The 21,240-nt window shown below is 70.8% G+C and carries 17 protein-coding genes and 3 pseudogenes; 9 read left to right on the forward strand and 11 right to left on the reverse strand.

Annotation, left to right across the window (positions count from 1 at the left end; translation table 11 throughout):
* Nucleotides 1-314: 314 nt before the first annotated feature.
* Both ACIRQ9_RS18265 and ACIRQ9_RS18270 read right to left on the reverse strand, forming a co-directional pair.
* Nucleotides 315-977 (reverse strand): DedA family protein, encoded by a 663-nt coding sequence (locus ACIRQ9_RS18265; RefSeq protein ID WP_404173817.1) that lies wholly within the window; start codon nucleotides 975-977, stop codon nucleotides 315-317.
* A pseudogene (locus tag ACIRQ9_RS18270) lies at nucleotides 974-1,692 on the reverse strand (class I SAM-dependent methyltransferase). Before ACIRQ9_RS18270 ends, ACIRQ9_RS18265 begins: the two are co-directional and overlap by 4 nt.
* A gap of 183 nt (nucleotides 1,693-1,875) precedes the next feature.
* On the opposite strand from ACIRQ9_RS18270, the gene ACIRQ9_RS18275 reads away from it, so the two are divergent.
* The gene (locus ACIRQ9_RS18275) at nucleotides 1,876-2,976 is read left to right on the forward strand and encodes a sensor histidine kinase (RefSeq protein ID WP_404173893.1); all 1,101 of its coding nucleotides are present in this window, start codon (nucleotides 1,876-1,878) and stop codon (nucleotides 2,974-2,976) included.
* Nucleotides 2,973-3,623, forward strand: a complete 651-nt coding sequence (locus tag ACIRQ9_RS18280; protein ID WP_404173820.1) for a response regulator — start codon at nucleotides 2,973-2,975, stop codon at nucleotides 3,621-3,623. Before ACIRQ9_RS18275 ends, ACIRQ9_RS18280 begins: the two co-directional genes overlap by 4 nt.
* Here the strand turns inward: ACIRQ9_RS18280 and ACIRQ9_RS18285 are convergent.
* The 4 genes and pseudogenes from ACIRQ9_RS18285 to ACIRQ9_RS18300 form a co-directional block, all read right to left on the reverse strand.
* Nucleotides 3,613-3,774 (reverse strand): annotated as a pseudogene (locus tag ACIRQ9_RS18285) (Tn3 family transposase); the annotation flags it as partial. The gene ACIRQ9_RS18280 and the pseudogene ACIRQ9_RS18285 sit on opposite strands and share 11 nt — an antisense overlap.
* 637 nt (nucleotides 3,775-4,411) lie before the next feature.
* Nucleotides 4,412-4,939 carry a molybdenum cofactor biosysynthesis protein gene (locus ACIRQ9_RS18290; RefSeq protein ID WP_404173823.1) on the reverse strand — a complete coding sequence of 176 codons (528 nt, stop codon included), beginning with the start codon at nucleotides 4,937-4,939 and terminating at the stop codon, nucleotides 4,412-4,414.
* Between the two features lie 191 nt (nucleotides 4,940-5,130).
* A complete protein-coding gene (locus tag ACIRQ9_RS18295; RefSeq protein ID WP_404173826.1) occupies nucleotides 5,131-5,358 on the reverse strand; it encodes a hypothetical protein in 228 nt (75 codons plus the stop codon).
* Between the two features lie 223 nt (nucleotides 5,359-5,581).
* Complete coding sequence (locus tag ACIRQ9_RS18300) at nucleotides 5,582-5,752, reverse strand: hypothetical protein (RefSeq protein ID WP_404173829.1); 171 nt, start codon at nucleotides 5,750-5,752, stop codon at nucleotides 5,582-5,584.
* A gap of 108 nt (nucleotides 5,753-5,860) precedes the next feature.
* Between ACIRQ9_RS18300 and ACIRQ9_RS18305 the strand changes: the two are divergent.
* Nucleotides 5,861-6,406 (forward strand): annotated as a pseudogene (locus tag ACIRQ9_RS18305) (EamA family transporter); the annotation flags it as partial.
* 121 nt (nucleotides 6,407-6,527) lie between these two features.
* Here ACIRQ9_RS18305 and ACIRQ9_RS18310 read toward each other — a convergent pair.
* On the reverse strand, nucleotides 6,528-7,496 hold the full coding sequence (locus ACIRQ9_RS18310) for a helix-turn-helix domain-containing protein (RefSeq protein ID WP_404173832.1): 969 nt from the start codon (nucleotides 7,494-7,496) through the stop codon (nucleotides 6,528-6,530).
* A 274-nt stretch (nucleotides 7,497-7,770) separates the two neighbouring features.
* On the opposite strand from ACIRQ9_RS18310, the gene ACIRQ9_RS18315 reads away from it, so the two are divergent.
* The 3 genes from ACIRQ9_RS18315 (at nucleotide 7,771) to ACIRQ9_RS18325 (ending at nucleotide 15,695) form a co-directional block, all read left to right on the forward strand.
* Nucleotides 7,771-11,502 (forward strand): S8 family serine peptidase, encoded by a 3,732-nt coding sequence (locus ACIRQ9_RS18315; protein ID WP_404173835.1) that lies wholly within the window; start codon nucleotides 7,771-7,773, stop codon nucleotides 11,500-11,502.
* Nucleotides 11,503-11,951: 449 nt separating this feature from the next.
* Nucleotides 11,952-14,363 carry a hypothetical protein gene (locus tag ACIRQ9_RS18320; protein ID WP_404173838.1) on the forward strand — a complete coding sequence of 804 codons (2,412 nt, stop codon included), beginning with the start codon at nucleotides 11,952-11,954 and terminating at the stop codon, nucleotides 14,361-14,363.
* A gap of 66 nt (nucleotides 14,364-14,429) precedes the next feature.
* Nucleotides 14,430-15,695 carry an SGNH/GDSL hydrolase family protein gene (locus ACIRQ9_RS18325; protein WP_404173841.1) on the forward strand — a complete coding sequence of 422 codons (1,266 nt, stop codon included), beginning with the start codon at nucleotides 14,430-14,432 and terminating at the stop codon, nucleotides 15,693-15,695.
* Between the two features lie 22 nt (nucleotides 15,696-15,717).
* On the opposite strand, the gene ACIRQ9_RS18330 is transcribed toward ACIRQ9_RS18325, so the two are convergent.
* Complete coding sequence (locus ACIRQ9_RS18330) at nucleotides 15,718-16,584, reverse strand: alpha/beta fold hydrolase (RefSeq protein WP_404173844.1); 867 nt, start codon at nucleotides 16,582-16,584, stop codon at nucleotides 15,718-15,720.
* Nucleotides 16,585-16,942: 358 nt separating this feature from the next.
* On the opposite strand from ACIRQ9_RS18330, the gene ACIRQ9_RS18335 reads away from it, so the two are divergent.
* On the forward strand, nucleotides 16,943-17,590 hold the full coding sequence (locus tag ACIRQ9_RS18335; protein WP_404173847.1) for a cysteine hydrolase: 648 nt from the start codon (nucleotides 16,943-16,945) through the stop codon (nucleotides 17,588-17,590).
* A gap of 80 nt (nucleotides 17,591-17,670) precedes the next feature.
* Complete coding sequence (locus tag ACIRQ9_RS18340; RefSeq protein ID WP_404173850.1) at nucleotides 17,671-18,006, forward strand: DUF1622 domain-containing protein; 336 nt, start codon at nucleotides 17,671-17,673, stop codon at nucleotides 18,004-18,006.
* 38 nt (nucleotides 18,007-18,044) lie between these two features.
* Here the strand turns inward: ACIRQ9_RS18340 and ACIRQ9_RS18345 are convergent, their stop codons facing one another.
* Nucleotides 18,045-18,233, reverse strand: coding sequence for a hypothetical protein (locus ACIRQ9_RS18345; RefSeq protein WP_404173853.1), 189 nt, complete (start codon nucleotides 18,231-18,233; stop codon nucleotides 18,045-18,047).
* 109 nt (nucleotides 18,234-18,342) lie between these two features.
* Here ACIRQ9_RS18345 and ACIRQ9_RS18350 point away from each other — a divergent pair, with 109 nt between their 5' ends.
* Nucleotides 18,343-19,092: an SDR family oxidoreductase gene (locus ACIRQ9_RS18350; RefSeq protein WP_404173856.1), complete on the forward strand. Its 750-nt coding sequence runs from the start codon at nucleotides 18,343-18,345 to the stop codon at nucleotides 19,090-19,092.
* Between the two features lie 115 nt (nucleotides 19,093-19,207).
* Here the strand turns inward: ACIRQ9_RS18350 and ACIRQ9_RS18355 are convergent, their stop codons facing one another.
* Nucleotides 19,208-20,356 carry an epoxide hydrolase family protein gene (locus tag ACIRQ9_RS18355; protein ID WP_404173858.1) on the reverse strand — a complete coding sequence of 383 codons (1,149 nt, stop codon included), beginning with the start codon at nucleotides 20,354-20,356 and terminating at the stop codon, nucleotides 19,208-19,210.
* Nucleotides 20,357-20,411: 55 nt separating this feature from the next.
* Entirely contained in the window at nucleotides 20,412-21,017 is a 606-nt protein-coding gene (locus ACIRQ9_RS18360) for a TetR/AcrR family transcriptional regulator (protein WP_404173861.1), read from the reverse strand.
* Nucleotides 21,018-21,240: the final 223 nt, after the last annotated feature.

Consider the following 21,240-nt stretch of genomic DNA (forward strand, 5'->3'; position numbering starts at 1 on the left):
GGGGTACCAGGCTAAAGCGGCGGGTGTGGTAGGCGGAGACGACCGCGCCGCCGCGCGAGCGGCACGGCGAACCGGGCTGCGCGTCACACTTCGGACAGGCGTGCTGTTCGATGTCGTCGGCGTCCGACCGGTCGGTTGGGGAGGGCTGCTGAGGGCCCGTCACGGGCCCGGATCTTCGCCCGATGCAACTCTCAGAAGGGGTTCATCTCCTCCTTCGTGTGAGAACGGGTTCTGAGAAAGAATCCGGGTTCGGCGGGGGTTCGGCGGCCTGTAATTGATCTTGCTCGCACAAAGGAACGTTGGTGACAGGGCCCTCAGATGTGCAGGGCGGCCGGAGTGGGGGGCGCGCTGTGGCTCTCGGTATCGGCTGTGCGGGGTCGGCTGCGGTGTCGAATTTTGTGCGCGGCCAGTGCGATGGCGGCGATCACTGCTACGGCGGCGGCGAGGGCGGGGCCACCGTAGGTGATGACGTGATGGAAGGAGGTGGCTGCGGCGTATCCGGCTATGGCCTCGGCGCCTGCCCACAAAGGGGCGGCGAGCAGGCTGTAGGGGGCGGTGCGGCGGTAGGGCAAGCCGGTCGCCCCCGCCAGGTGCGGGGTGAGTGTTCGCACCACGGGGACGAACCGGGAGAGGAGAACGGCCTGCCCACCGCGTCGGGCCATGAGGGCCTGTGCCCGTTGCCAGGCGGCGGTGGGGATGCGGCGGCCGAGGCGGCCGGTGCGCAGGCGGCTGCCTAGCAGGTGTCCGGTGCGGTGGCCGAGCGTATCGCCGGCCACGACGGCGCTTGCGGCAGTGGCGATGACCAGGACGAGGCTCAAGTCTCCGGTGCGGGCCAGGGCCCCGGCGGCCAGCAAAAGGGTCAGGGTCGGGATGAACGCGCCGAGCAGCAGCACGGACTCGGCCAGCACCGCGGCGGCCAGCATCGCGTAGGCGGCTGGAGCGGGGACGTGGCCGATCAGTTCGGTCAGCGTGTTCACCGGGCCACTCCGGCCGTGATGTCCAGCGCTGACGGTACGACCGCGTGAAGAGGGCGGCGCAGCTGCCAGACGTCGGCCGGGGGCAGGTTGCCCCATACGGTCCAGCAGCCGGTGGCGTACCGGCGCTGGTAGCCGGCGAGGACTTCTTCGACGGCTCGGTGGCGGCGTGCCTCGGTGCGGGAGGCGGTCAGGGCGCGGGCGTAGCGGGTGCCGCGGTAGGAGAAGTAGGTGAGGGTGCCGCCGGGGTGCAGCAGCTCCATGTACCGGTTCATGATGGTCTCGACCTGGGCGGGAGTGAAGTTCGTGAAGGGCAGGCCGGAGACGATCACGTCGTAGGGGCGGTCGGTGTCGAGCTGTTCGACCAGAGTGTGGTGGACGCGGACCCGTTCGCTCTGGCCGGGTGGGTGCGCACGAGGCGGCGGAGCTGAGAGGCGAAGCGGGTATTGGCCTCGACGATGTCCAGTCGGCTGCCCGGGGAGAGGCGGGAGAGCAAGGTGCGGGTGACCGAGCCGGTGCCTGCGCCCGCTTCCAGGACGTTCAGGGGCTGCGTTCCGTGTTCCTGGACCGGGTCGGTGAGCAGGCGGGCGAGCGCTTTGCTGCTGGGAGTGATGGCTCCGGTGGTGCGCAGGTCGCGGGCCGCTTCGATGAGGAACATCCAGCCCTCGGCGTTCCGCTGCGCGAGGACCCGGTTGTGTGAGGTGGTCCAGTTGTCCATGTCTTCGACGCTAAGGACGCGCTCATCCCTGTGGATCATCCCTTGTGCGATCGTCTTCACCTACGAAAGTAGGGGGTCGCCACGGCAGAACGTCGGCGGTGGAAGCGGCGGCCGTCTGCCTACGCTGCATAGGTGGAACAGGAACGAAGCCGCAGATGGGCCGTGTACGGGCGCTACGCGCTAGTGGTGCTGCTGACCCTGGGCGCTGTACAGAACATGGCACTGTCCAGTGGAGGCGAGTACGTCACCGTCCGCAGCGCGCTGGTCGTGGTGTGCGGGCTGGCTCTGCTGTTGGGAAGGCGGCTGTGGTGGTGGCTCGCTCCGGCTCTGACCACGGTGGCGACAGGGGTGTGGGGGTGGCCCGTGCTGCCGTTGTTCCTGATCGCCCTGTTCGACCTCGCCGACCGGCGGCGCATCCGGGCGGCCATCCTCTGGTCGGCGGTGGCACTCACCGGCAACGCCGTCCTGCGCCCAGCCACCTCGTTGTGGATCCCGCAGCAGTACGGCGTGTTCCTCTTCCTGCAGCTGGCCGTGATCGGCGGGCTGTGGATGGGCAGCCGGCGCCGCCTGGTCCAAGCGCTGAACGCCGAGGTGGAACATCTGCGGACCGAACGGGAACTGCGGGAGCAGGCCGCGCGGATGGCGGAGCGTTCCGCGATCGCGGCGGAGATGCACGATGTGCTCGCCCACCGGCTCAGCCTGATCGCCCTGCACACCGGCGTGCTGGCCGCGAAGAAGGACGCGCTTCCTGCGCCCGTCGTCGAACGCCTCACCCTGCTGCGCACCGCCTCCACCGAGGCCCTGACCGATCTGCGCGACGTACTCGGTGCCCTGCGCACCACCGAGACCCTGTCCACTGCCACCCCGCCCGCACCGGCCCTGCGCGACGTCGAAGAGATGATCGAACAGGCGCGGTCGGCCGGACAGACCATCAGCGCGACCGTGGAGGGCAGCCCCGCACAGGCACCCGCCGCGCACCGGCTGGCCGTCTACCGGCTGGTTCAGGAGGCGCTGACCAACGCCCGCAAGCACGCTCCCGACGCCTCGGTGGACGTCCGCATTTCTTATGCCCCGCCCGCCACCCTGGTCGAGGTGACCAACCCGCCCGGCGCCCGCCTGACCGGCCTCCCGCCGGTGCCTTCCGGCTTCGGCCTGATCGGCCTGCGCGAACGAGTCGAAGCACTCGGCGGACATCTCAGTGCCGGGCCCGGCGGCGCCGACATCTGGCGTCTGGCTGCCCGCATCCCCCACCCCGTCACCGAACAGAACGGCCCCGACTCGTGATCCGCGCCATGGTCGTCGACGACGACGCCCTCGTCCGCCTCGGACTGACCGACCTCCTTGACAGCGACGACACCATCGAGGTCGTCGCCCAGGCCGCCGACGGGCTCCACGCCATCGAGCAGGCAACCGCCCACCGCATCGACGTCGCCCTGGTCGATGTCCGCGTGCCCCGCATGGACGGCATCACCGCCACCCAACGCCTGCGCACCCTGCCCCACCCGCCGAAGGTCATCACTCTGACCACCTTCGACCTCGACGAGTACGTCTACGACGCGCTGGCCGCCGGAGCCGACGGCTTCCTCCTGAAGGACACCGACCCGGCCGAAATTCTGCGCGCCGTCCACCTCGTCGCAGCAGGCTCCGCCATGCTCCACCCCACGGCCGCCCGCCGCCTCATCGACCGCTACCACCACACAAGCCGCCCCCAGGCCACCCAGGCACAGACACGCGTCAACGCCCTCACCCCACGTGAAAAGGACGTCCTGGCCCTGCTCGCCCAAGGAGACACCAACGCCGACATCGCGAAAGACCTCGGCATGCAGGAGAGCACCGTAAAATCCCACGTCAGCCGCATCCTGACCACTCTGGTCGTGACCAATCGTGTCCAGGCCGCGATCGTGGCCCGCGACGCGGGCCTCACACGCTGAGATCCGCTCCAGGCTCGATGGAGGCGCCGTACGTGTCGGTGTATTGCCGGTCGATCTCCACGTCTGTGCCGTGCCTCAGCACGCCCTCGATCATCGCCGCGACCTCGGAGGCCGAGCAGGGCTTGAGCTGGCTGTGGACGCACAGCGACTTCTTCTCGACGTGTCACTAGATCATCACGCCGGGCCCGCGGTACCGCTGGTGCCGCTCGGTTGCCCAGCGGCGAGACCTTGATCCACGGCTCGCCGTGCTTCTTGACGATGTCCACCCCACCCGTGGTGCCCAGCTCCAGCGCCGTGTCGAAGCGGGTCAGGACCTCGCGCAGTCGCTTCTGGAGGGCCCCGATGAACTTCTCCAGGTCCTGCGCCTGGCGGATCGCGGCGTAGTGCACATCGCGGTTGTCCTCGAAGTCCGGCGGCAGATCGTCCTCCGGGTTCTGCCACCGGTTCGCACCCGGTACCCAGATCTCCCGCCGCCGCAGCGCGTCCCGCAGCACGACAAGCACGCACAGCCCGTACGGGATGCGCTCGACCCGGCCGCGCTCGTCCACGACCGCCTTGCGCCACTCCTCGCGCACCACCCCGGCCAGCGGGATACTCTCCGCCTCGTCGAAGAACGAGCCCTCCTTCGCGATGGGCTGGTCCAGGTACCGCTTGAGCAGGTCAATCGCGCCCATCACCGGCCAGTAGGTCGGGCCGCGGAAACAGCAGCGGCCGGCACTGTCCACCGGCCACGTGACCTACGCCCGGCGCCCGGAGGGTGGGCCGTACACCGGCCTAGCAGCGCCGAGCTACCGGCCGGCCGGCTCCTCCAGGACGCGGAAAGCCGCCGGGCCCACTCGGAGCACGCCGTCGGACAGGGGCGTGCAGCGGACGCCGCCCCGTCCCCGAAGCGCGCGCTGCGCGCCAGGACCGACCACGGCGTCCATCCACGCGCAGGGCCGCGCCGCGCGGTTCATGGCGAGCACGACGGGTCCGTCACCGCTGTCGAACTCGACGACCCAGCCGATGTAGGAGTCGATGTCGATGCCGCGGACCAGCACGTTGCGCCGCGTCTGCCGCAGGTCGACCGCTGGGTCGATCCCGACGGGCAGGCACTCCTCGGCCATGACGGTCACGGACGCGTCACGGTGTGCGGGCTGCGCGAAATAGCGGTCTCCTACGATCCCGAGATGCTTGCGCACCTCGATCCGCGGCACCGGCCCGCCCTCCGGGTCCGCCGTCGGCCCCTCGGACGGCCGCCCCGAGTACCGGTGCACCGGTGACACGAGAAGCTGCACGACCTCCACGACGGCTGGATGCGTGCCTGGCGTGGTCATGCGGTACCGGCTCCGTTTCCTGATGCGCTGAACGACTCATGGTCGCACGGCGCACGCGGCGCGCTGCATGCCGGACGTGTCCTGCGCCGTCCCGCGATGCCACCGGCCCCGCGCCGCCGCCCCGCCGCCTCGCCCCCCGGGACACGGCTGACCGCCGAGTGGACGAGGGGCGCGGGCGGGCTCGCGCGATGTCACTGCCCTCCGCCGTGGTGCCCGCCGCCGACATGGCCGGAGCCGTGGTGGCCTCCGCCGTGGTGCCCGCCGCCGTGATGGCCCGACCCGTGGTGCCCACCGTCGCCGGATGACACGCCGCCGAGCCAGCCGGATCCCGTCGAAGCGCCGCCGCCCTTCCCGCGTGCCAGACGGAACAGCAGCGCGAGCAGGAGCGTCATTACGGCGATGATCAGGATGACCGTCATCAGGGCACGTTCCTTCGGTTGTACGAGCGTGGGCGTCCAGCCCCTCCGCATCCGCGTCTACCCGGAACCGTCTCCTGGCAACTTGACCGTCGCACCGACCCTTCTCCTGCGGAACGCGGAACGTGGACGGTGGCTCCCCTGATGCCACCGGTCCTGTCCGGGGGCGTGCGCCGTCAGTCCCGCCGGCTTCCGGCCCCGATGCCGCCGGGCGCCCGTGCCCCGCTCAGAAGGACTCCTCCTCGTCCCCTCGTTCTCCTTCCGCCTGGGACGGCTCGGTCCTCGGGACGTCCGGATGCTGGGTCGCCCGCACAGCGGGATCGCCTGACTCGCCCTCCGCCTGTGACGGCGTGTGGGAGTACAGCCACGGCTCGTAGTCTGGATCTTGGCTGTCCACGTCGAGCCTCCTTCGGGATCGCCTGCCTCAATGCTCCTCCGCTTCCTCATGGGGCGCAGCGCAGACCGGGCAGCGACGGGCACCGCATCCACCGGTGAATGAGGCGTGATGACCTCCGCCGGTCCGACGCGCCGCCGGGCGCGGGCGATCACGCGTTCGCGCGGGGCGCGGACGGGGAGGCGGCGACGGCGGACAGGAACGCGGTCGCCGCAGGGGTGGGGGCGGAGGCGCTCCGGACCACGTACTCCACGCGGGCCGGTGCGTCCGAGATCTCGATGTCGACGACTTCGGCGAGTCGGGCGCGTAGGGGGAAGGCATCATCGCCACGCCCAGCCCCGACGCGACGAGCTGCACCGTGAAGTCCGTCGTGCCCGGGTCGTCCCCGTACCCCGCCGACGCAGGCGGCGACGTCGGCGCTCGCGCGCTGGCGGCACCGGCACCGGCGCCGTCGGCGCGGCACTGGGCTGCCCGTGGCTCGGGCTGGTGGGCGGTCTCGTCGCCTACGCGCTGTGGTTCCAGGGGATCGCCAGGCTGCCCGTCGCCTCGGTCGCGCCTCTCACCCTGCTCTCCCCGCCGGTCGCCGCGGCCCTGGGCGCCGCCGTGCTCGGCCAGACCCTGGGGCCGGTCCAGCTCGCCGGGCTCGCCCTGTCCTCGGCCGCGATCGTCGCCGGTCAACTCCCCGCTCCCGCCCGGGCGTCGCGGCGCCTGCCGCCGCCCGGCGGCGAGCCGGCACCCCCGAGACCCGGAGACCCGGAGACCCGCCGAAGTCGCGGTCCTAGATCCAGCCTCTCTTGGCCGCCTCCACTCCCACCTGGAAGCGGGTTTCGAGGCCGAGGCCGGACGCGATCGCCCCGATCCGGCGGGTCACTGTGCGCGCACTCGTGCCCAACTGCCGTGCGATCGCGTGGTCCTTGTAGCCCGCCTGCATCATCTTCAGCAGCAGGAGGTCCTGTTGGCTCGGCCCGTCGGGCGTCGCCGGGACGGTCGCGACGAGGGACTGGCCCCGCTGCCAGTAGGAGTCGAACAACTCCAGGAGCGCGTCGAGCAGGCCCGACTGGTGGACGACGGCGATCCTGTCGTACCGGCCCGGAACCAGGGCGACCAGCGCGACGCGCCGGTCCATGATGCGCAGCCTGAACGGCAGGGTCGGCAGGATGCGGGCCTGCTCGCCGATCCCGGCGAGGTGGGTGATCAGCTCGAAGCGGCCCGGCTGCGCCAGCGCCTCCTGGGTGTACACCGACCGTATGTCGACGCCGCGGCCCAGCAGGTCCATCGTCAGGGCCTCCTCCAACTCGGTGCTGTAGGGGCCGAGATAGGGCGGCCGGTCGAGCACCCAGAAATGGGTGCGGACCGACTGCATCAGTTCGGCGACGCGCAGCGTGATCTCCGCCTCGCCGGTGATCACCTCCACCAGGCCGGTCGGATCCTCCTGCAACCGGTGGGCGCGGTACTCGTCCGCGAGGTCGTCGACGGTGCCCCATACCGCGGTGAACGCCGCCTCGGTCTCGGCCCGGCGTCGGGCGAGCAGGGCCCGGAGCGCGGTGTGCGGGCTGACCGGCCGGTACCGACCGGGGCCTTCCTTCCTCAGCATGCCCAGGTCCACCAACCGGGAGACGGTGCGTCTGATCCGGCCGGGTGTGGTGCCCAGGGTCTCGGCGATCTCGGCGGCCGTCCGGTCCGACGTGGTGAGGTAGGCGCGGTAGACCTGTTCGTCGAACTCGCTGATGCCCAGGGTGCTCAGCACCGGTTGCCCTCCCAGCGATCGCCGTCTGTCCAGCAGTTGGGACGGCCGTGGCGCGATTCGCCAACTGGCGATGTACGACACGAGTGTGATCTAGACATTCGTCGTTCACAAGCTTTCACTCTGATCGTTCACGCCACCTGTGGACGGGTCCGGGTACGCCCGGTGCCTACGACCGGTCAGGCGGCGCCACTTGGAGGGCGGAGCACGAACGTGCCCCGCCCGACCGCAAGCCGGGAGAGACCTTGTGAGAGCGCACCACCGCAGACGCTGGAGTGTGCCGGTTGCCGCCGGCGCCCTGGTGCTGGCGCTGGCCGGACCCTACGACGCGACGGCCCTCGCGTCCTCGGCGACCCGCCCCGACGCCGCCGACCACCCGTCCACCGCATCCCTGTCCGCCGCCACGTCCGACCGGGTGCCCGCCGGCGAGCACTCCGTGACGCTGATCACCGGAGACGTGGTCACCACCCGGCAGACCCCCGGCACCGGCCACGGAACCGGGGGAGTCGTCAGCGTCCGCGGCGCCGACGGGCGTCCGGTGCAGACCCGCGTCCTGACGTCGGGCGACGACCTCTACGTGTTCCCCGAGTCGGTGCTGCCGTTCGTGGCCGAGGGCGTCCTGGACCGGCAGCTGTTCAACGTCACGGCCATGATCGCCGACCGGTACGACGACGCCCACCGCGACCGGCTGCCGCTCATCGTCTCCTACGCGCACACCGCCGGCGCCCGGAGCACGGCCGCCGCTCTGCCCAAGGGCGCGACCCGGATCCGTACCCTCGACGGCATCGGCGGCGCCGCCCTCACCGCGGACCGCGCGCACGCCGCGGACTTCTGGAAGTCCGTGACCGCGACGGCACCGGCCGACGGAGCCCGCAAGCAGTCCGCCGCACCCGCCTTCGCCGACGGGATAGCGCACATTTGGCTGGACGGCCTCGTCCACGCCGACCTCGCCGACAGCACCGCGCAGATCGGCGCCCCCCAGGTCTGGGCGGGCGGCAACACCGGGCAGGGCGTGGACGTGGCCGTCCTGGACACCGGCGTCGACGCGGGACACCCCGACCTCGCGGACCGCGTCGCCGGGCGCCAGAGCTTCGTACCGGACGAGAACACAGACGACCACTTCGGTCACGGCACGCACGTCGCGTCCATCATCGCCGGCACCGGCGCGGCCTCCGGCGGCAAGGAGAAGGGCGTCGCGCCCGGCGCCCGACTCGACATCGGCAAGGTGCTGGACGACACCGGGTCCGGCCAGACCTCCTGGGTCCTGGCCGGCATGGAATGGGCCGCCGTCGACCAGCACGCCAAGGTCATCAACATGAGTCTCGGCGACGGTGTGCCCTCCGACGGGACCGACCCCCTCAGCCAGGCCGTCGACACCCTCAGCGCCGAGACCGGCGCGCTGTTCGTGGTCGCCGCGGGCAACTCCGGGGCACCCGACACGGTCAGCGCACCCGGCGCGGCGAACGACGCGCTGACCGTGGGAGCCGTCGACTCGGCCGACACGCTGGCCGAGTTCTCCAGCCAGGGCCCCCGCGTCGACGGCGCGCTCAAGCCGGAGATCACCGCCCCCGGCGTCGACATCCTCGCGGCCAACTCGCAGTTCGACGGCAACGGCGAGGGCGCCTACCAGACCATGAGCGGCACCTCCATGGCCACGCCTCACGTGGCGGGCGCGGCCGCGCTCATGGCCGCCGCCCACCCCGACCTCACCGGAAGCCAGCTGAAGGACCTGCTCGCCAGCAGCTCCCGGCAGACCTCGCGGTACGACGCGTTCCAGGCGGGCAGCGGCCGTCTCGACATCGCCGCGGCCGCCCACGCGGGTGTCTTCGCGACGGCGACCGCGTACGCCGCGCAGGTGCCGCAGAACCAAGCGGGCGGCGTGCGGCGCCCGGTCACGTACACCAACACCACGGACAAGCCCGTCACCCTCGCGCTGAGCGTCGACGCGGCACACGCCCCCGGCGGAGTGTTCCGGCTCTCCGGCTCCCGGGTGACCGTGCCGGCGCACGGCACCGCCGGTGTCACCGTGACGATCGACGGCTCGGGCGTCACCACCGGCGGCCGGTACAGCGGCCAGGTGGTCGCGAAGACCGCGTCCGGCGAGGTCGCGGCGCACACTGCCGTCTCCCTCGGCGACGTCGAGCACAAGCTGACCATGCGGTTCAAGGACGCCCAGGGCCGGCCGATGTCCGGCGTGGTCGAACTCCTCAGGTCCGGTGACGACTCCCCGATGTTCGTCGAGATCGACGGCTCCGGCACGGGAGAGATGTACCTGCCGAACGACGTGTACTCGGTGCTGTCCTTCAAGACCGTGCAGGGCGTCCACGGACCCCACTCCTGGGGCATGGCGCTGCTCGGCGACCCCGACGTCACGATGGACCGCGACACCACCGTCACGCTGGACGCGTCCAGGATCGGCCGCGTCGACATGACGACGCCCCAGCGGACCGAGACGACCTACCAGCGGCTGGACTACACCCGCCTGATGGGCGGCCAGGTCTGGCGCGACTACATGGAGACCCAGACCAACTACGACAGCCTCTGGGCCCAGCCGACCACCCACAAGGTCACCCACGGCGACTTCTACCTGGCGGCCCGCTGGCGCAAGGAGCAGCCCGCCCTGTCCGTCTCCACCAGAACGACCGACTTCACCGACGTGCTGCGCCAGGACGGCGTCACGCCCCTGCCCAAGGGCACCGGCAAGCTTCCGCTGGTCTTCGCCGGTGAGGGCGCGGCCGCCGACTACGCCCACCTCGACGCGCGCGGCAAGGCCGTGGTGGTCCGCCGCAACGACGACGTGTCCGACAGGGACCAGGCGACCGCCGCGGTGGCCGCGGGCGCGAAGCTCATGCTGGTCGTGAACAACGTGGACGGCCGCGGCTTCCGCGCCTACAACGCGCCGTTCAGCTCGACGCCCGTCCGGCTGGACGTCGGCCTGCTCAGCACCGACGAGGGCGAGAAGCTCGTACGGCAGGCGCAGACCCGGGGCGCCACGGTCACGGTCGGATCCGCGCCCGTGAGTCCGTACGTCTACGACCTCGACCGGACCTGGCACAACGAGATCCCCGCCCACCTGGTGGTGGAGGGCGGTGCCAAGAACCTCGCCCGGATCGACGAGACCTTCGACAGTCCCGCCCCGGGCACCACCGGCGGCGAGTTCCGCTTCGACTGGCCCGCCTACAACGACTGGGCGATCGGCTCGATGATGCCGGAACCGGTCCGGGGCAAGCGCACCGACTGGGTCTCCACCGGCGGGTTCAACAGCTGGAGCCAGAGCGCGTACGCGGACGGCCTGGTCTTCGAAGCCGGGGCCAAGACCTCCTACCGGGCGGGCAGCACGCAGTCGGAGGAGTGGTTCAAGCCGATCGAACGGCCGTACCTGAACGACACCTACAGCCTGCCCAGGCGCACGGGCGACCACCTGTACCTCGACACCCCGGCCTGGGGCAGCCACACGCACGTCGGCATGAGCCAGCTCTCCGGCGACGCGTCGCAGCGCCAGACCCTCTACCAGGGCACCACACAGCTGGGCACGGGAACGTTCACGAACGTCTCGGGCGACGCACCCGGCGCCGGACGACTGCCGTTCCGGCTGGTCGTCACCAGCAAGCGTGACGTCGCGTTCACCCCGTACTCCTCCCGTACGCGCACCGAATGGGACTTCACCTCGAAGGCGCCCGCGGACGACTCCGCCGCGGTGCTGCCGCTGGTGCAGCTCGACTACGAGGTCGGCACCGACCTGGCGGGGCGGGCCGGACGCCACGACCTCGTGTCCGCCACCGCCGGTCAGCTGCCGGGCGCCGTCGGGGCCGGCCGGCCCGGCGCGGTCACCCTGGAACTGTCCTACGACGACGGCACCACGTGGCACCGGGCCACCGGCGACCACGCGGGGCGGTTCCGTCTGGACGCGCCGAAGAAGGCGTCCTACGTGTCGCTCAGGGCGAGCGCTCGGGACTCGGCGGGCAACGCGGTGCACCAGACGGTGATCCGGGCGTTCGGCCTGCGCTGACGCCCCGCCGCGGTTCGCACAGGAGACAGGAACGGTCCGTCCGAGGGCTGCACGCCCTCGGACGGACCGTTCCCGTGAGCGGACCTGCAGGCGACGACATAGCCGCACCCCACCCCCAGAGATCGGATGGCGGCAGAGAATTTGCCTCCCAGATCTAGGACTTTGCTCCACCGTTCCGTACATTCATCGGATGTCTGGACCATCGCTCGTCCTGTGGGAGACCGACCATGCGCACCGTTGTCGCCGCGTGCCTCGCTGCCGCCGTGGCTTGTCTCGGATTCACCGGCGGCCCACCCCGAGCCGTCGCCGCCGAAGCGTCCGCTCACGCACCGGACACCCTCCACGTCTCGCCCGACGGGCGAGGCTCGGCGTGCAGTGACCGCGACCCATGCGGTCTCGAAACCGCGCGCGACCGCGCGCGATCGCTCGTCCCGCACGCCTCGGGCGACGTGGTGGTCGAACTGGCCGGCGGGACCTACCGGCTCACCGCTGCCTTCCGGCTCGGCGTCCAGGACTCCGGCCGGCCCGGCCACCCGGTGGTGTACCGGGCGGCCGCGGGGCAGGCGCCGGTCCTCAGCGGCGCGACCCGGATCACCGGCTTCACGCGGGTCGACGCCGCCAAGAACATCTACCGCGCCCGGGTCCCCGAAGGCACCGCCGGCCGGGAGCTGTTCGTCAACGGGACACGCGCCGACCGGGCCCGCGGCCCGCGCAACCCGGCCGGGTTCTCCGTGACCGCCACCGGCTTCACCACCTCCGACGCCTTCTACACCACGTGGACGAACCCCGCCCGGGTCGAGGTCGTCCACAACAGCGGCTGGAAGCAGATGCGCTGCCCGCTCGCGTCCATCACCCGCTCCCCGTCCGGCGGTTCGGACCTCACCGTCGATCCCGGCTGCTGGAACAACAACCACAACGCGGTGCCCAACCCGAGCTTCCCCTTCAACGGCGCCGGACTGCCGACCATGGACGGCGTCAGCTGGCTGGAGAACGCCTACCAACTCCTCGGTACACCGGGCCAGTTCTACCTCGACGAGGCCGCCGGATACGTCTACTACGTGCCGCGCGCCGACGAGGACCTGGCGACGGCGGACGTCGAACTGCCCGTGGCGCCCGAACTGCTCGACGTCTCGGGCACCCCGGGACACCTGGCCCCCGTCAACGACACCGACTGGCGGGCGGACTACACCGGCAGTTGGGGCTACTCCGACGGCCGGCACCTCGGCGACCTGAACGCGGACGTCCACTACACGTCCGGCAACGGCGACGCCGTCTCCTACGCCTTCACCGGCACCGGGATCCAGGTGCTGTCGGAGACCAACTTCGACGAGGGCACCGCGGACGTGTACATCGACGGCAAGAAGGTCTCCACGGTCTCCGGAGACGGCCCGGAACGCCTCGCCCAGCAGGCCATGGTCTCCGTCACCGGACTGCCCAAGGGCAAGCACACCCTGCGGCTGGTCAAGACCGGCGGCACCTACCTGCTCGTCGACGGATTCACCGTCATCCCCGACATCGTGGCACCCGTGCACGACCTCGCCTTCTCCGGACTGACCTTCGCCCACACCACATGGAACGCCCCGTCCGCCGAGGGCTACGTGGACAACCAGGCCGGCGTGCTCTGGGACCCCGCCACACGCACCCCCGTCCGCATCCCCGCGGCGGTCCAGGTGCACCGGGGCACCCGGATCTCCTTCTCCCACGACGTGGTGCAGCACACCGGCACCAGCGGCATCGACCTCGCGGACCAGACACAGGACTCCACGGTCGAGGACAGCGCCGTCACCGACACCTCCGGCACCGGCGTCTCGGTCGGCGAGGTCGACGACTACTACCAGACCGACCCCGCCCTCATGACGAGCGGCAACACCGTCTCCGGCAACACCGTGCAGTTCCCCGGCCAGGAGTACCAGGACGCGGTCGGCGTCTGGGTCGGCCACAGCAGGACGACGACCGTCTCCCACAACGACATCGGCTACACCCCGTACTCCGGCATGTCCGTCGGCTGGGGCTGGGGATGGACGTCGAACTGCACCCTCCAGGCCAAACAGGGCCTGCCCGACCCCTGCCTGCACGGCACCACGTACGCGGGCGGCAACAAGATCCTCGGCAACCACGTGCACAGCGTCATGGGCGCGCTCTTCGACGGCGGTCCGATCTACACCCTCGGCGGCCAGTCGGCACCCTCGGAACTCGCCGGCAACGTCCTCTCCGAGTGCATCGACGGCTGCAACATGATCTACCACGACGAGGGCAGCTCGATGTGGAACACCCACGACAACGTCGTGCGCTTCGCCAACGGGTCGCTCTGGACGAACCTGTGGACGCCGAGCATCCACGACGACACGATCCACGACAACTACAGCGACACCGCCTCCTACAACAACAGCGGCACCGACATCTCGTTCCAGCAGGCCACGGTCGTGACCGACGGGAACTGGCCGCCCCGGGCGAAGGCAATCATCGAGGCCGCGGGCCCCGGCACCCTCCCCGGCAGGACCGTCGACGACGACGACCTGCGGATCTCCTACACCGGCAGCTGGTCCTCCAGCGGCTCCCGCGGCTACGGCGACCTGGACGACGGCGTGCACTACACCCAGCACGACGGCGCCACCGCGACGATCACCTTCACCGGCACCGGGATCACCTTCCTCACCGAGACGAACTCCGACGAAGGCGACATCGCCGTCTCGCTCGACGGAGCCCCCGCCAAGACCGTCAGCGCGAACACCCCGCAACGGCACGCCCAGCAGAGCGTGTACACGGTCGCGAACCTGCCCGCCGGCACCCACACCCTGACACTCACCAAGGCCGGCGGCGACTACCTCCTGGTGGACGGCTTCACCCTGAACCGGCCGTAGAAGCACGGGCACAGGCACCTCATCGCCATCGGGGCCGGCCGCGCGCCGGGAGAAAGGAAACATCCCATGCTCTCCGCACCCAGACGCAAGCTGCTCGCCGTGCTGACGGCACCCGCGACGGTCGTCGCGCTGCTCACCTGCGCGCACCACGCCGTGGGCCGAACGGCGGCCTCCCCGGCGGCCGAGGCGATGTCGGCGCACGCCCAGGCACCGCAGGGCCGGGTCGCCGCCTGGTCGCCGAGCATGACGGCCGGCGGCCCCAACTTCAACGACCAGACCATCCGGATGGTCGCGCACTCCACCGTCGACGGTGGCGCCCTGCGCGTCCACCTGTCCAACCTGCGCGGCACCATCCCGCTGACGGTGGCCGACGTGACCGTCGGCGCGCAGGCCGACCGGGCGACCGCCGTCGCCCGGTCACTGCTCCCCGTCACCTTCCACCACCGGCGGTCCGTGACCGTGCCCACCGGCGGGGAGGTGGTCAGCGACCCGGTGGCGACGCACGTCAAGGCCGACCAGAACGTCCTGGTCAGCATCTACCTGCCCCGGGCGACCAGTTCCGCCACCTGGCACTCCGACGCCTTCGACACCAGCTACCTGTCGGTGCCGGGCGACCACACCGCCGAGACGTCCGACGCGTCCTACATCGCGGCCAGGACCTCCTGGTACTACCTGTCCGGGATCGACGTCGTCCCGACGCGCGCCCGTGGCACGGTGGTTGCCTTCGGCGACTCGATAACCGACGGCTACAACACCCCGACGGGCGCCTACCGCCGGTGGCCGGACGACCTGGCCCGGCGGCTGGCGGGAACCCGCCCGATGGCCGTCGTCGACGCCGGCATAGGCGGCAACCGCGTCCTGACGGACGTCCCCAACATCTGGCAGGGCGTCAGTGCGAGGAAGCGCTTCGCCCATGACGCGCTCGGCCAGCCAGGAGTACGGGACGTGATCCTCCTGCAGGGCATCAACGACATCGGCAACCACCAGGGACCCGACGGCGCGGCGCTGACCACGCAGGACCTGATCGACGGCTACCGCGACCTGATCCGGCAGGCCCACGCCGCCGGAGTCCGCATCATCGGCGGCACCATGCTGCCCGACAAGGGCAACGGCTACTACTCCGACTCCGCGGAGACCATCCGGCAGGAGGCCAACCGCTGGATCCGCACCGGCGGCGCCTTCGACGGCGTGGTCGACTTCGACAAGGCCGTCGCCGACCCGGCCGACCCCGCCGCCCTCAGACCGGCCTACGACTCCGGCGACCACATCCACCCCAACGAGGCGGGCATGCAGGCGCTGGCGGACGCGGTCGACCTCTCGCTGCTGACGTGAACGGTCCGCCGGGACGGTGATCTCAGGTGAGAACGCGTCCCAGGAACCCGTGGATGTACCCGCTGATGGCGTCCAGGTGCGTCTCCAGCGCGAAGTGGCCGGCGGGCAGCAGGTGGACCTCGGCATCGGGCAGGTCGCGCGAGAACGCTCGCGCGCCGTCCGGTCCGAAGATCTCGTCCCGTTCGCCCCAGACCGCGAGCAGGGGCACCTGGCTGCTGCGGAAGTACTCGTGCAGCCGCGGATAGCCCTCGATGTTCGTGGGGTAGTCACGGAACAGGGCGAGCTGGATCTCGTCGTTCCCGGGCCGTTCCAGCAGGAGCTGGTCGAACATCCATGTGTCGGGGCTGACGAGACTGGTGTCGGACGCGCCGTTCTCGTACTGCCAACGCGTCGTGCTGGGGCTGAACTTGGCGCGCGCACCCGGCTCCGTCTCCCGGCTGGGCTCGCTCGCGTACGCGAACAGGTCGTCCCAGAAGGGCTTCGCGAAACCCTCCATGTACGCGTTGCCGCTCTGCGAGATGATCGCGCTGACGTCGAAGGAAGGGCTGAGCGCCAGGCGCCACCCGATCGGCGCTCCGTAGTCGTGCACATAGACGGCGAAGCGCCTGATGCCCAGATGCTCCAGCAGCCCGGCGGTGACCGCCGCCAGGTTGTCGAAGGTGTAGTCGAACTCGTCCACTTTCGGCATGGCCGAGTGACCGTACCCGATGTGGTCGGTGGCGATCACGTGATAGTCGTCGGCCAAGGCGGGGACGAGATGGCGGAACATGTGCGAGCTGCTCGGAAATCCGTGGAGCAGCAGCACGACCGGCGCGTCGCTGGGGCCCGCTTCTCGGTAGAAGACCTTCTGCCCTTTGACCGTCGCTGACTTGTGTCGCGTGGGAAGCACATCGACCTCCTGCACCCTCCGGCATCGAATCCTTCAGATCCACCCACGTGCCGGTTCCCTGCGTTCGGCCACGGGCGGCCGTCGCGGAGCCGAAGACCGTTCCCCCTGCGCGTCGTCGTGGCCCCACGGCATAGGACGTCCATTCCCACGCACCACGCTAGTCCCGACCAGCGGGAAGGACAACGCGACCGGTCCCCGCCGAGGACGTGCCGAGCCGCTGCCCGCACCCTGGTGAAGGGCGCTGCGGAACGCTCTGTGATGGGGCAGAGTGGAACGGAAAGGCCGTACGGCCGGGACACGCTTCGCGAGAGCATCGGCTCTACCAGAACTCATCCACATCGGTGGTGAGGAGTGTCAGGTGGAATTCAAGAGGACCGACACAGCCGTGGTGTTCATCGACCCACAGAACGACGTGCTGAGCGAAGACGGTGCGAACTGGGACGTGGTGGGGGAGAGCGTCACGGAGAACAGGACCGTCGAGAACATGGAGAGAATCTTCGAGGCAGCCAAATCGGGCGGCTACGAGGTCTTCATCTCGCCTCACTATTTCTACCCGACCGACAACGGATGGCGAATGAACGGTCCGCTGGAGTTGAGCGAGCTCGAGACCCACACGTTCGCACGGGCGGGACAGCTCGATCTGACCGGTTTCCGGAACTCCGGGGCGGACTGGGTGGAACGCTTCAAGCCCTACATCGAAGACGGCAGAACGGTGGTCGCCAGCCCGCACAAGGTGTTCGGTCCCGAATCCAACGACCTGGCGCTGCAACTGCGCAAGCGGGGAATGCAGAGGATCATCCTCGGCGGGATGCTGGCGAACATGTGCGTCGAGTCCCACATGCGCCACCTCATCGAGGAGGGATTCGAGGTCGCCGTCGTCAGGGATGCGACAGCCGGACCCCGGCACCCGGACTGGGGCGACGGGTATCAGGCGGCGATCATCAACTACCGCTTCTTCGCCCATGCTCTGCTGTCGACCGACGAAGTGCTCGACGGAATGCGTTGAGGGACCCGTAGCCTGTCGCCGACCGCACACGAGTGGACTCAGGTCGGCGGGAGAGGGACACCGTGGAATTCCAACCCGTCGTGGAGCAGGTCGGCCGCGCCGTCGACGCCGCCGGCGTGGCGATCATCGTCGTCGGGACGCTTCTGGCGACCGTCATGGCGGCCGTACGGCTCGTTCGCCGGCAGACGGACGTGTATCGCGGCTGTCGCCGACGCATCGGGCAGTCGATCCTGCTGGGGCTGGAGTTTCTGGTAGCCGGGGACATCATTCGGACGGTCGCCGTGGCGCCGACGTACGAAAGTGTCGGAGTGCTGGCCGTGATCGTGGGCATCCGCACGTTCCTCAGCTTCTCTCTGGAGCTGGAGATCACCGGGCGGTGGCCGTGGCAGAATCCGGTCGCCGAGATCAAGGACTGACCCCGCGGGGCGCCGTCGGCCATCGGTGCGGCCACCCGTCACCGTGATCCGGGCTCCTCGTACGGGATCCGGTTCAGATGCACGATGTCGCCGAGGGTGCCCCATTCGTCACCGCCGAGCTTGGTGAGCGGACGCAGTCGCTCGCTGTCGGGACGGCCGTCGAGGAGGTAGTCCTCGTCCACCGCCGCGTGGAGCACCCGCCCGAACACCAGCGTGGAGTTGCCCATGCGCAGGAGAGAGGCGGCGCCCGGGCCCACGTGGCGTAGTCCTGGCGGCAGCCGCGACCGTGCCGGCCTACGGTCGAGATCACAGGTCACTCCACCAGGGGGCGCACGCGTGAAGACAGCCGTGATCGGTGGCACCGGCTTCGTCGGTTCGAGGCTGGTGAAAAGACTGCGCTCGACGGGGCACGAGACGACCTCCCACGGCAGGTCGACCGGCCTCGACCTCCTGACCGGCGCGGGACTGCCGGAAGCGCTCCGCTCGGTCGACGTCGTCGTGCTCACGATCGACGCGCCGTCCTTCGACGCGGCCGCCTCGCCGTTCTTCCGCAGCACCACGCTGAACCTCCTGGAGGCGGCCGACAGGGAGGGGGTCGGCCACATCGTCCTGCTGTCGATCGTCGGGATCGACCGGGTGCCGGGAGTCGACTACTACGCGGCCAAGGTCCTTCAGGAGGATCTGGTCAGGTCGGGCCCGGTCCCCTTCTCGGTCGTACGGGCGACGCAGTTCATGGAGTTCGTCGAGCCGATCATGTCGTGGACCAGTGAGGGTGACGTGGTCCGCCTTCCCACGACCCGGTTGCAGCCGATCGCCGTGGCCGACGTCGTGGACACACTGGCCGACGTCGCGGCCGGCGCTCCCGTCGACGGCATCGTCGACGTCGCCGGACCCGAGGTCTTCCCGCTGGACGAACTGGGCCGCGTCACTCTGCGGGCACACGGTGACCAGCGCACCGTCGTGGTGGACGAGTCGGCGGGCCTGTTCGGCGCGGTCCCCGAGAACGCGATCATCGCTCCACCCGGAGCGCGCATCGGGAGCGTGTACTACGCCGACTGGCTCACCAACGAACCCCCGGTGTCCTAGCCCCCTGGTGGTTCGAGCGGCGCCCCGGACACCGGTCGGGGGCGCCGCTCGGATCTCGGCGGTCAAGGATGCGCGGGCCGGTGCCGCTCCCGCCGGCACCGCCGTGGTCGAGGGCTCAGGGGCGGCCAGGGCGGCGCAGATCGCGGAAGAACGCGGTGATGTCGTCGGCGAGCAGCGCGGGTTCCTCGTGGGCCGCGAAGTGGCCGCCTCGGGGCTGCACCGTGTGGCGGGTGAGGTGGTAGGTGCGTTCGGCCCAGCTTCGTGGCGGCCGGGCGAGGTCCGCGGGGAACTGGGCGAGGGCGGTGGGGACCTCCACCCGCCGTACGCGTCGGGTCAGGTCGTGCGCGTACTCGTAGTAGGGGCGGAAGGACGTGGAGATGGTGCCGGTGAACCAGTAGAGGGACGCCTGGGTGAGGACGAAGTCGTCGCTGAAGCGGGTGGACAGCTCCCCGCCGCAGTCGCTCCACGCGCGGTACTTCTCCAGGATCCAGGAGAGCAGTCCGGCCGGTGAATCGCTGAGGGCTGGGGCGAGGGTGAGGGGGCGGGTGCTCTGCTGATGCATGTAGCCCCCTTCCTCCGCCTGCCAGGACGCGGTGGCGGCGAGGTGGGCCCGCTCCTCCTCGGTCGACGAGGCCGGATCGTGGTCGGCGGGGGCCGCGACGGCGAGGAGGTGGATGCCCACGACGGCCTCCGGGTGAGCCTCCGCGAGCCGTGAGGTGATGCCGGCGCCGAGGTCGCCGCCGTGGGCCGCGTAGCGGGCGAAGCCGAGACGGTCGTGCATCAACCGGTGCCAGAGGTCGTGGGTCTGCTCGGTGCCGTCCAGGGCGGGCCGCTGGGGTGAGAAGGCGAAGCCTGGCAGCGAGGGGACGATGACGGTGAAGGCGTCCTGGGGGTCGCCCCCGTGACGCGAAGGGGCGGCGAGCCGTTCGGCGAGGGCGGTGAGTTCCAGGACGGTGCTGGGCCAGCCGTGGGTGAGCACGATCGGCAGGGCGTCCGGACGCTCGGCGTCGTAGCGGAGGTAGTGCACGGGGGTGCCGTCGATGTCGGCGAAGTGAGACGGCAGGGCGTTGACGGCGGCCTCGTGGACCCGCCAGTCGTACTCCGAGGACCAGTACGTGACGAGGCGGCGGAGCTCGGCGGTGTCGGTGCCCGCCTCCCAGCCGTCGACGGGCCAGGGCTCGGGCCACCGGGTGGCCCGCAGCCGCGCGCGGAGGTCCTCCAGGTCGGCGTCACTGACGCTGATGACGGGGGCGGTGCTCGTCACCGTGTACTCCTCGGTGCTCGGTGCTCGGTGCTACGTGGATGCCTGGAACCGGCGTTCACCTGCCCGGTCCGGTCACCGGACCGAGCGTCTGCGCGATGGCCGCCCTGATCTGCTCGTCCGGTTCCTTCTCGGTGGACAGCAGTGCGTGCATGATCATTCCTTCCAGGAGGGCGTCGAGGCGGGCCGCGGCCTCCGGGCCGGTGAAGCGTGCCAGCACCGCCCGGCTCGCCCCGGTCCACTCATGGGTAAGGGCGCGCAACGCGGGATCACGCAGCGCGGCCAGGTGCAGTTCGAAGCCGAGGACCGCGCTGCGGTGCCGGGAGGGCCCTCCCCGCACCTGCTCCACCAAGACGTCGATCAGGTCCTCGCGGGAGGTCACCTCGGCGAAGAGCGCCTCGTACTCGGCGCTCCGCTGCTCGACGTACCGGGCGAACGCCCGCGCGCGCAGTTCGCCCAGGCTCGCGAAGTGATAGGTGACGGAGCCCAGCGGGACGTCCGCCCGGGCGGCCACCTTGCGGTGGGTGATCCCGGCGACCCCGTCTTCGACGAGCACGTCCAGCGCGGCGTCGAGCACCCGTTCCCCGCGCCGCGGATCGTGACGGCGGGTGCGCCGCTCCGCGCCGCCGGCCACCGGCCCCTCGGGTGCTTCCCTACCGTCCATGAGAACAAATGTACATCAGGTAGGAACGGATGTTCTTATCCTGCTCGGGCCGCCCCTCCCCGACGGTGCCGCAGTGGTCCGCGAGAACAGGGCGGGGGGGGGGGCGGGGGGGGGCCCCCCCCCCCCCGCCCCCGCCCCCCCCCCCCCCCGCCCCCCCCCCACCACCCCCCCTAACAGCGGGTGGTGGGGGGGGGCGTGAACGATAACCCCGCGTTGGGGCCCG

The sequence above is a fragment of the Streptomyces sp. NPDC101237 genome, assembly GCF_044767465.1.
Taxonomy (GTDB): Bacteria; Actinomycetota; Actinomycetes; order Streptomycetales; family Streptomycetaceae; genus Streptomyces; species Streptomyces gramineus.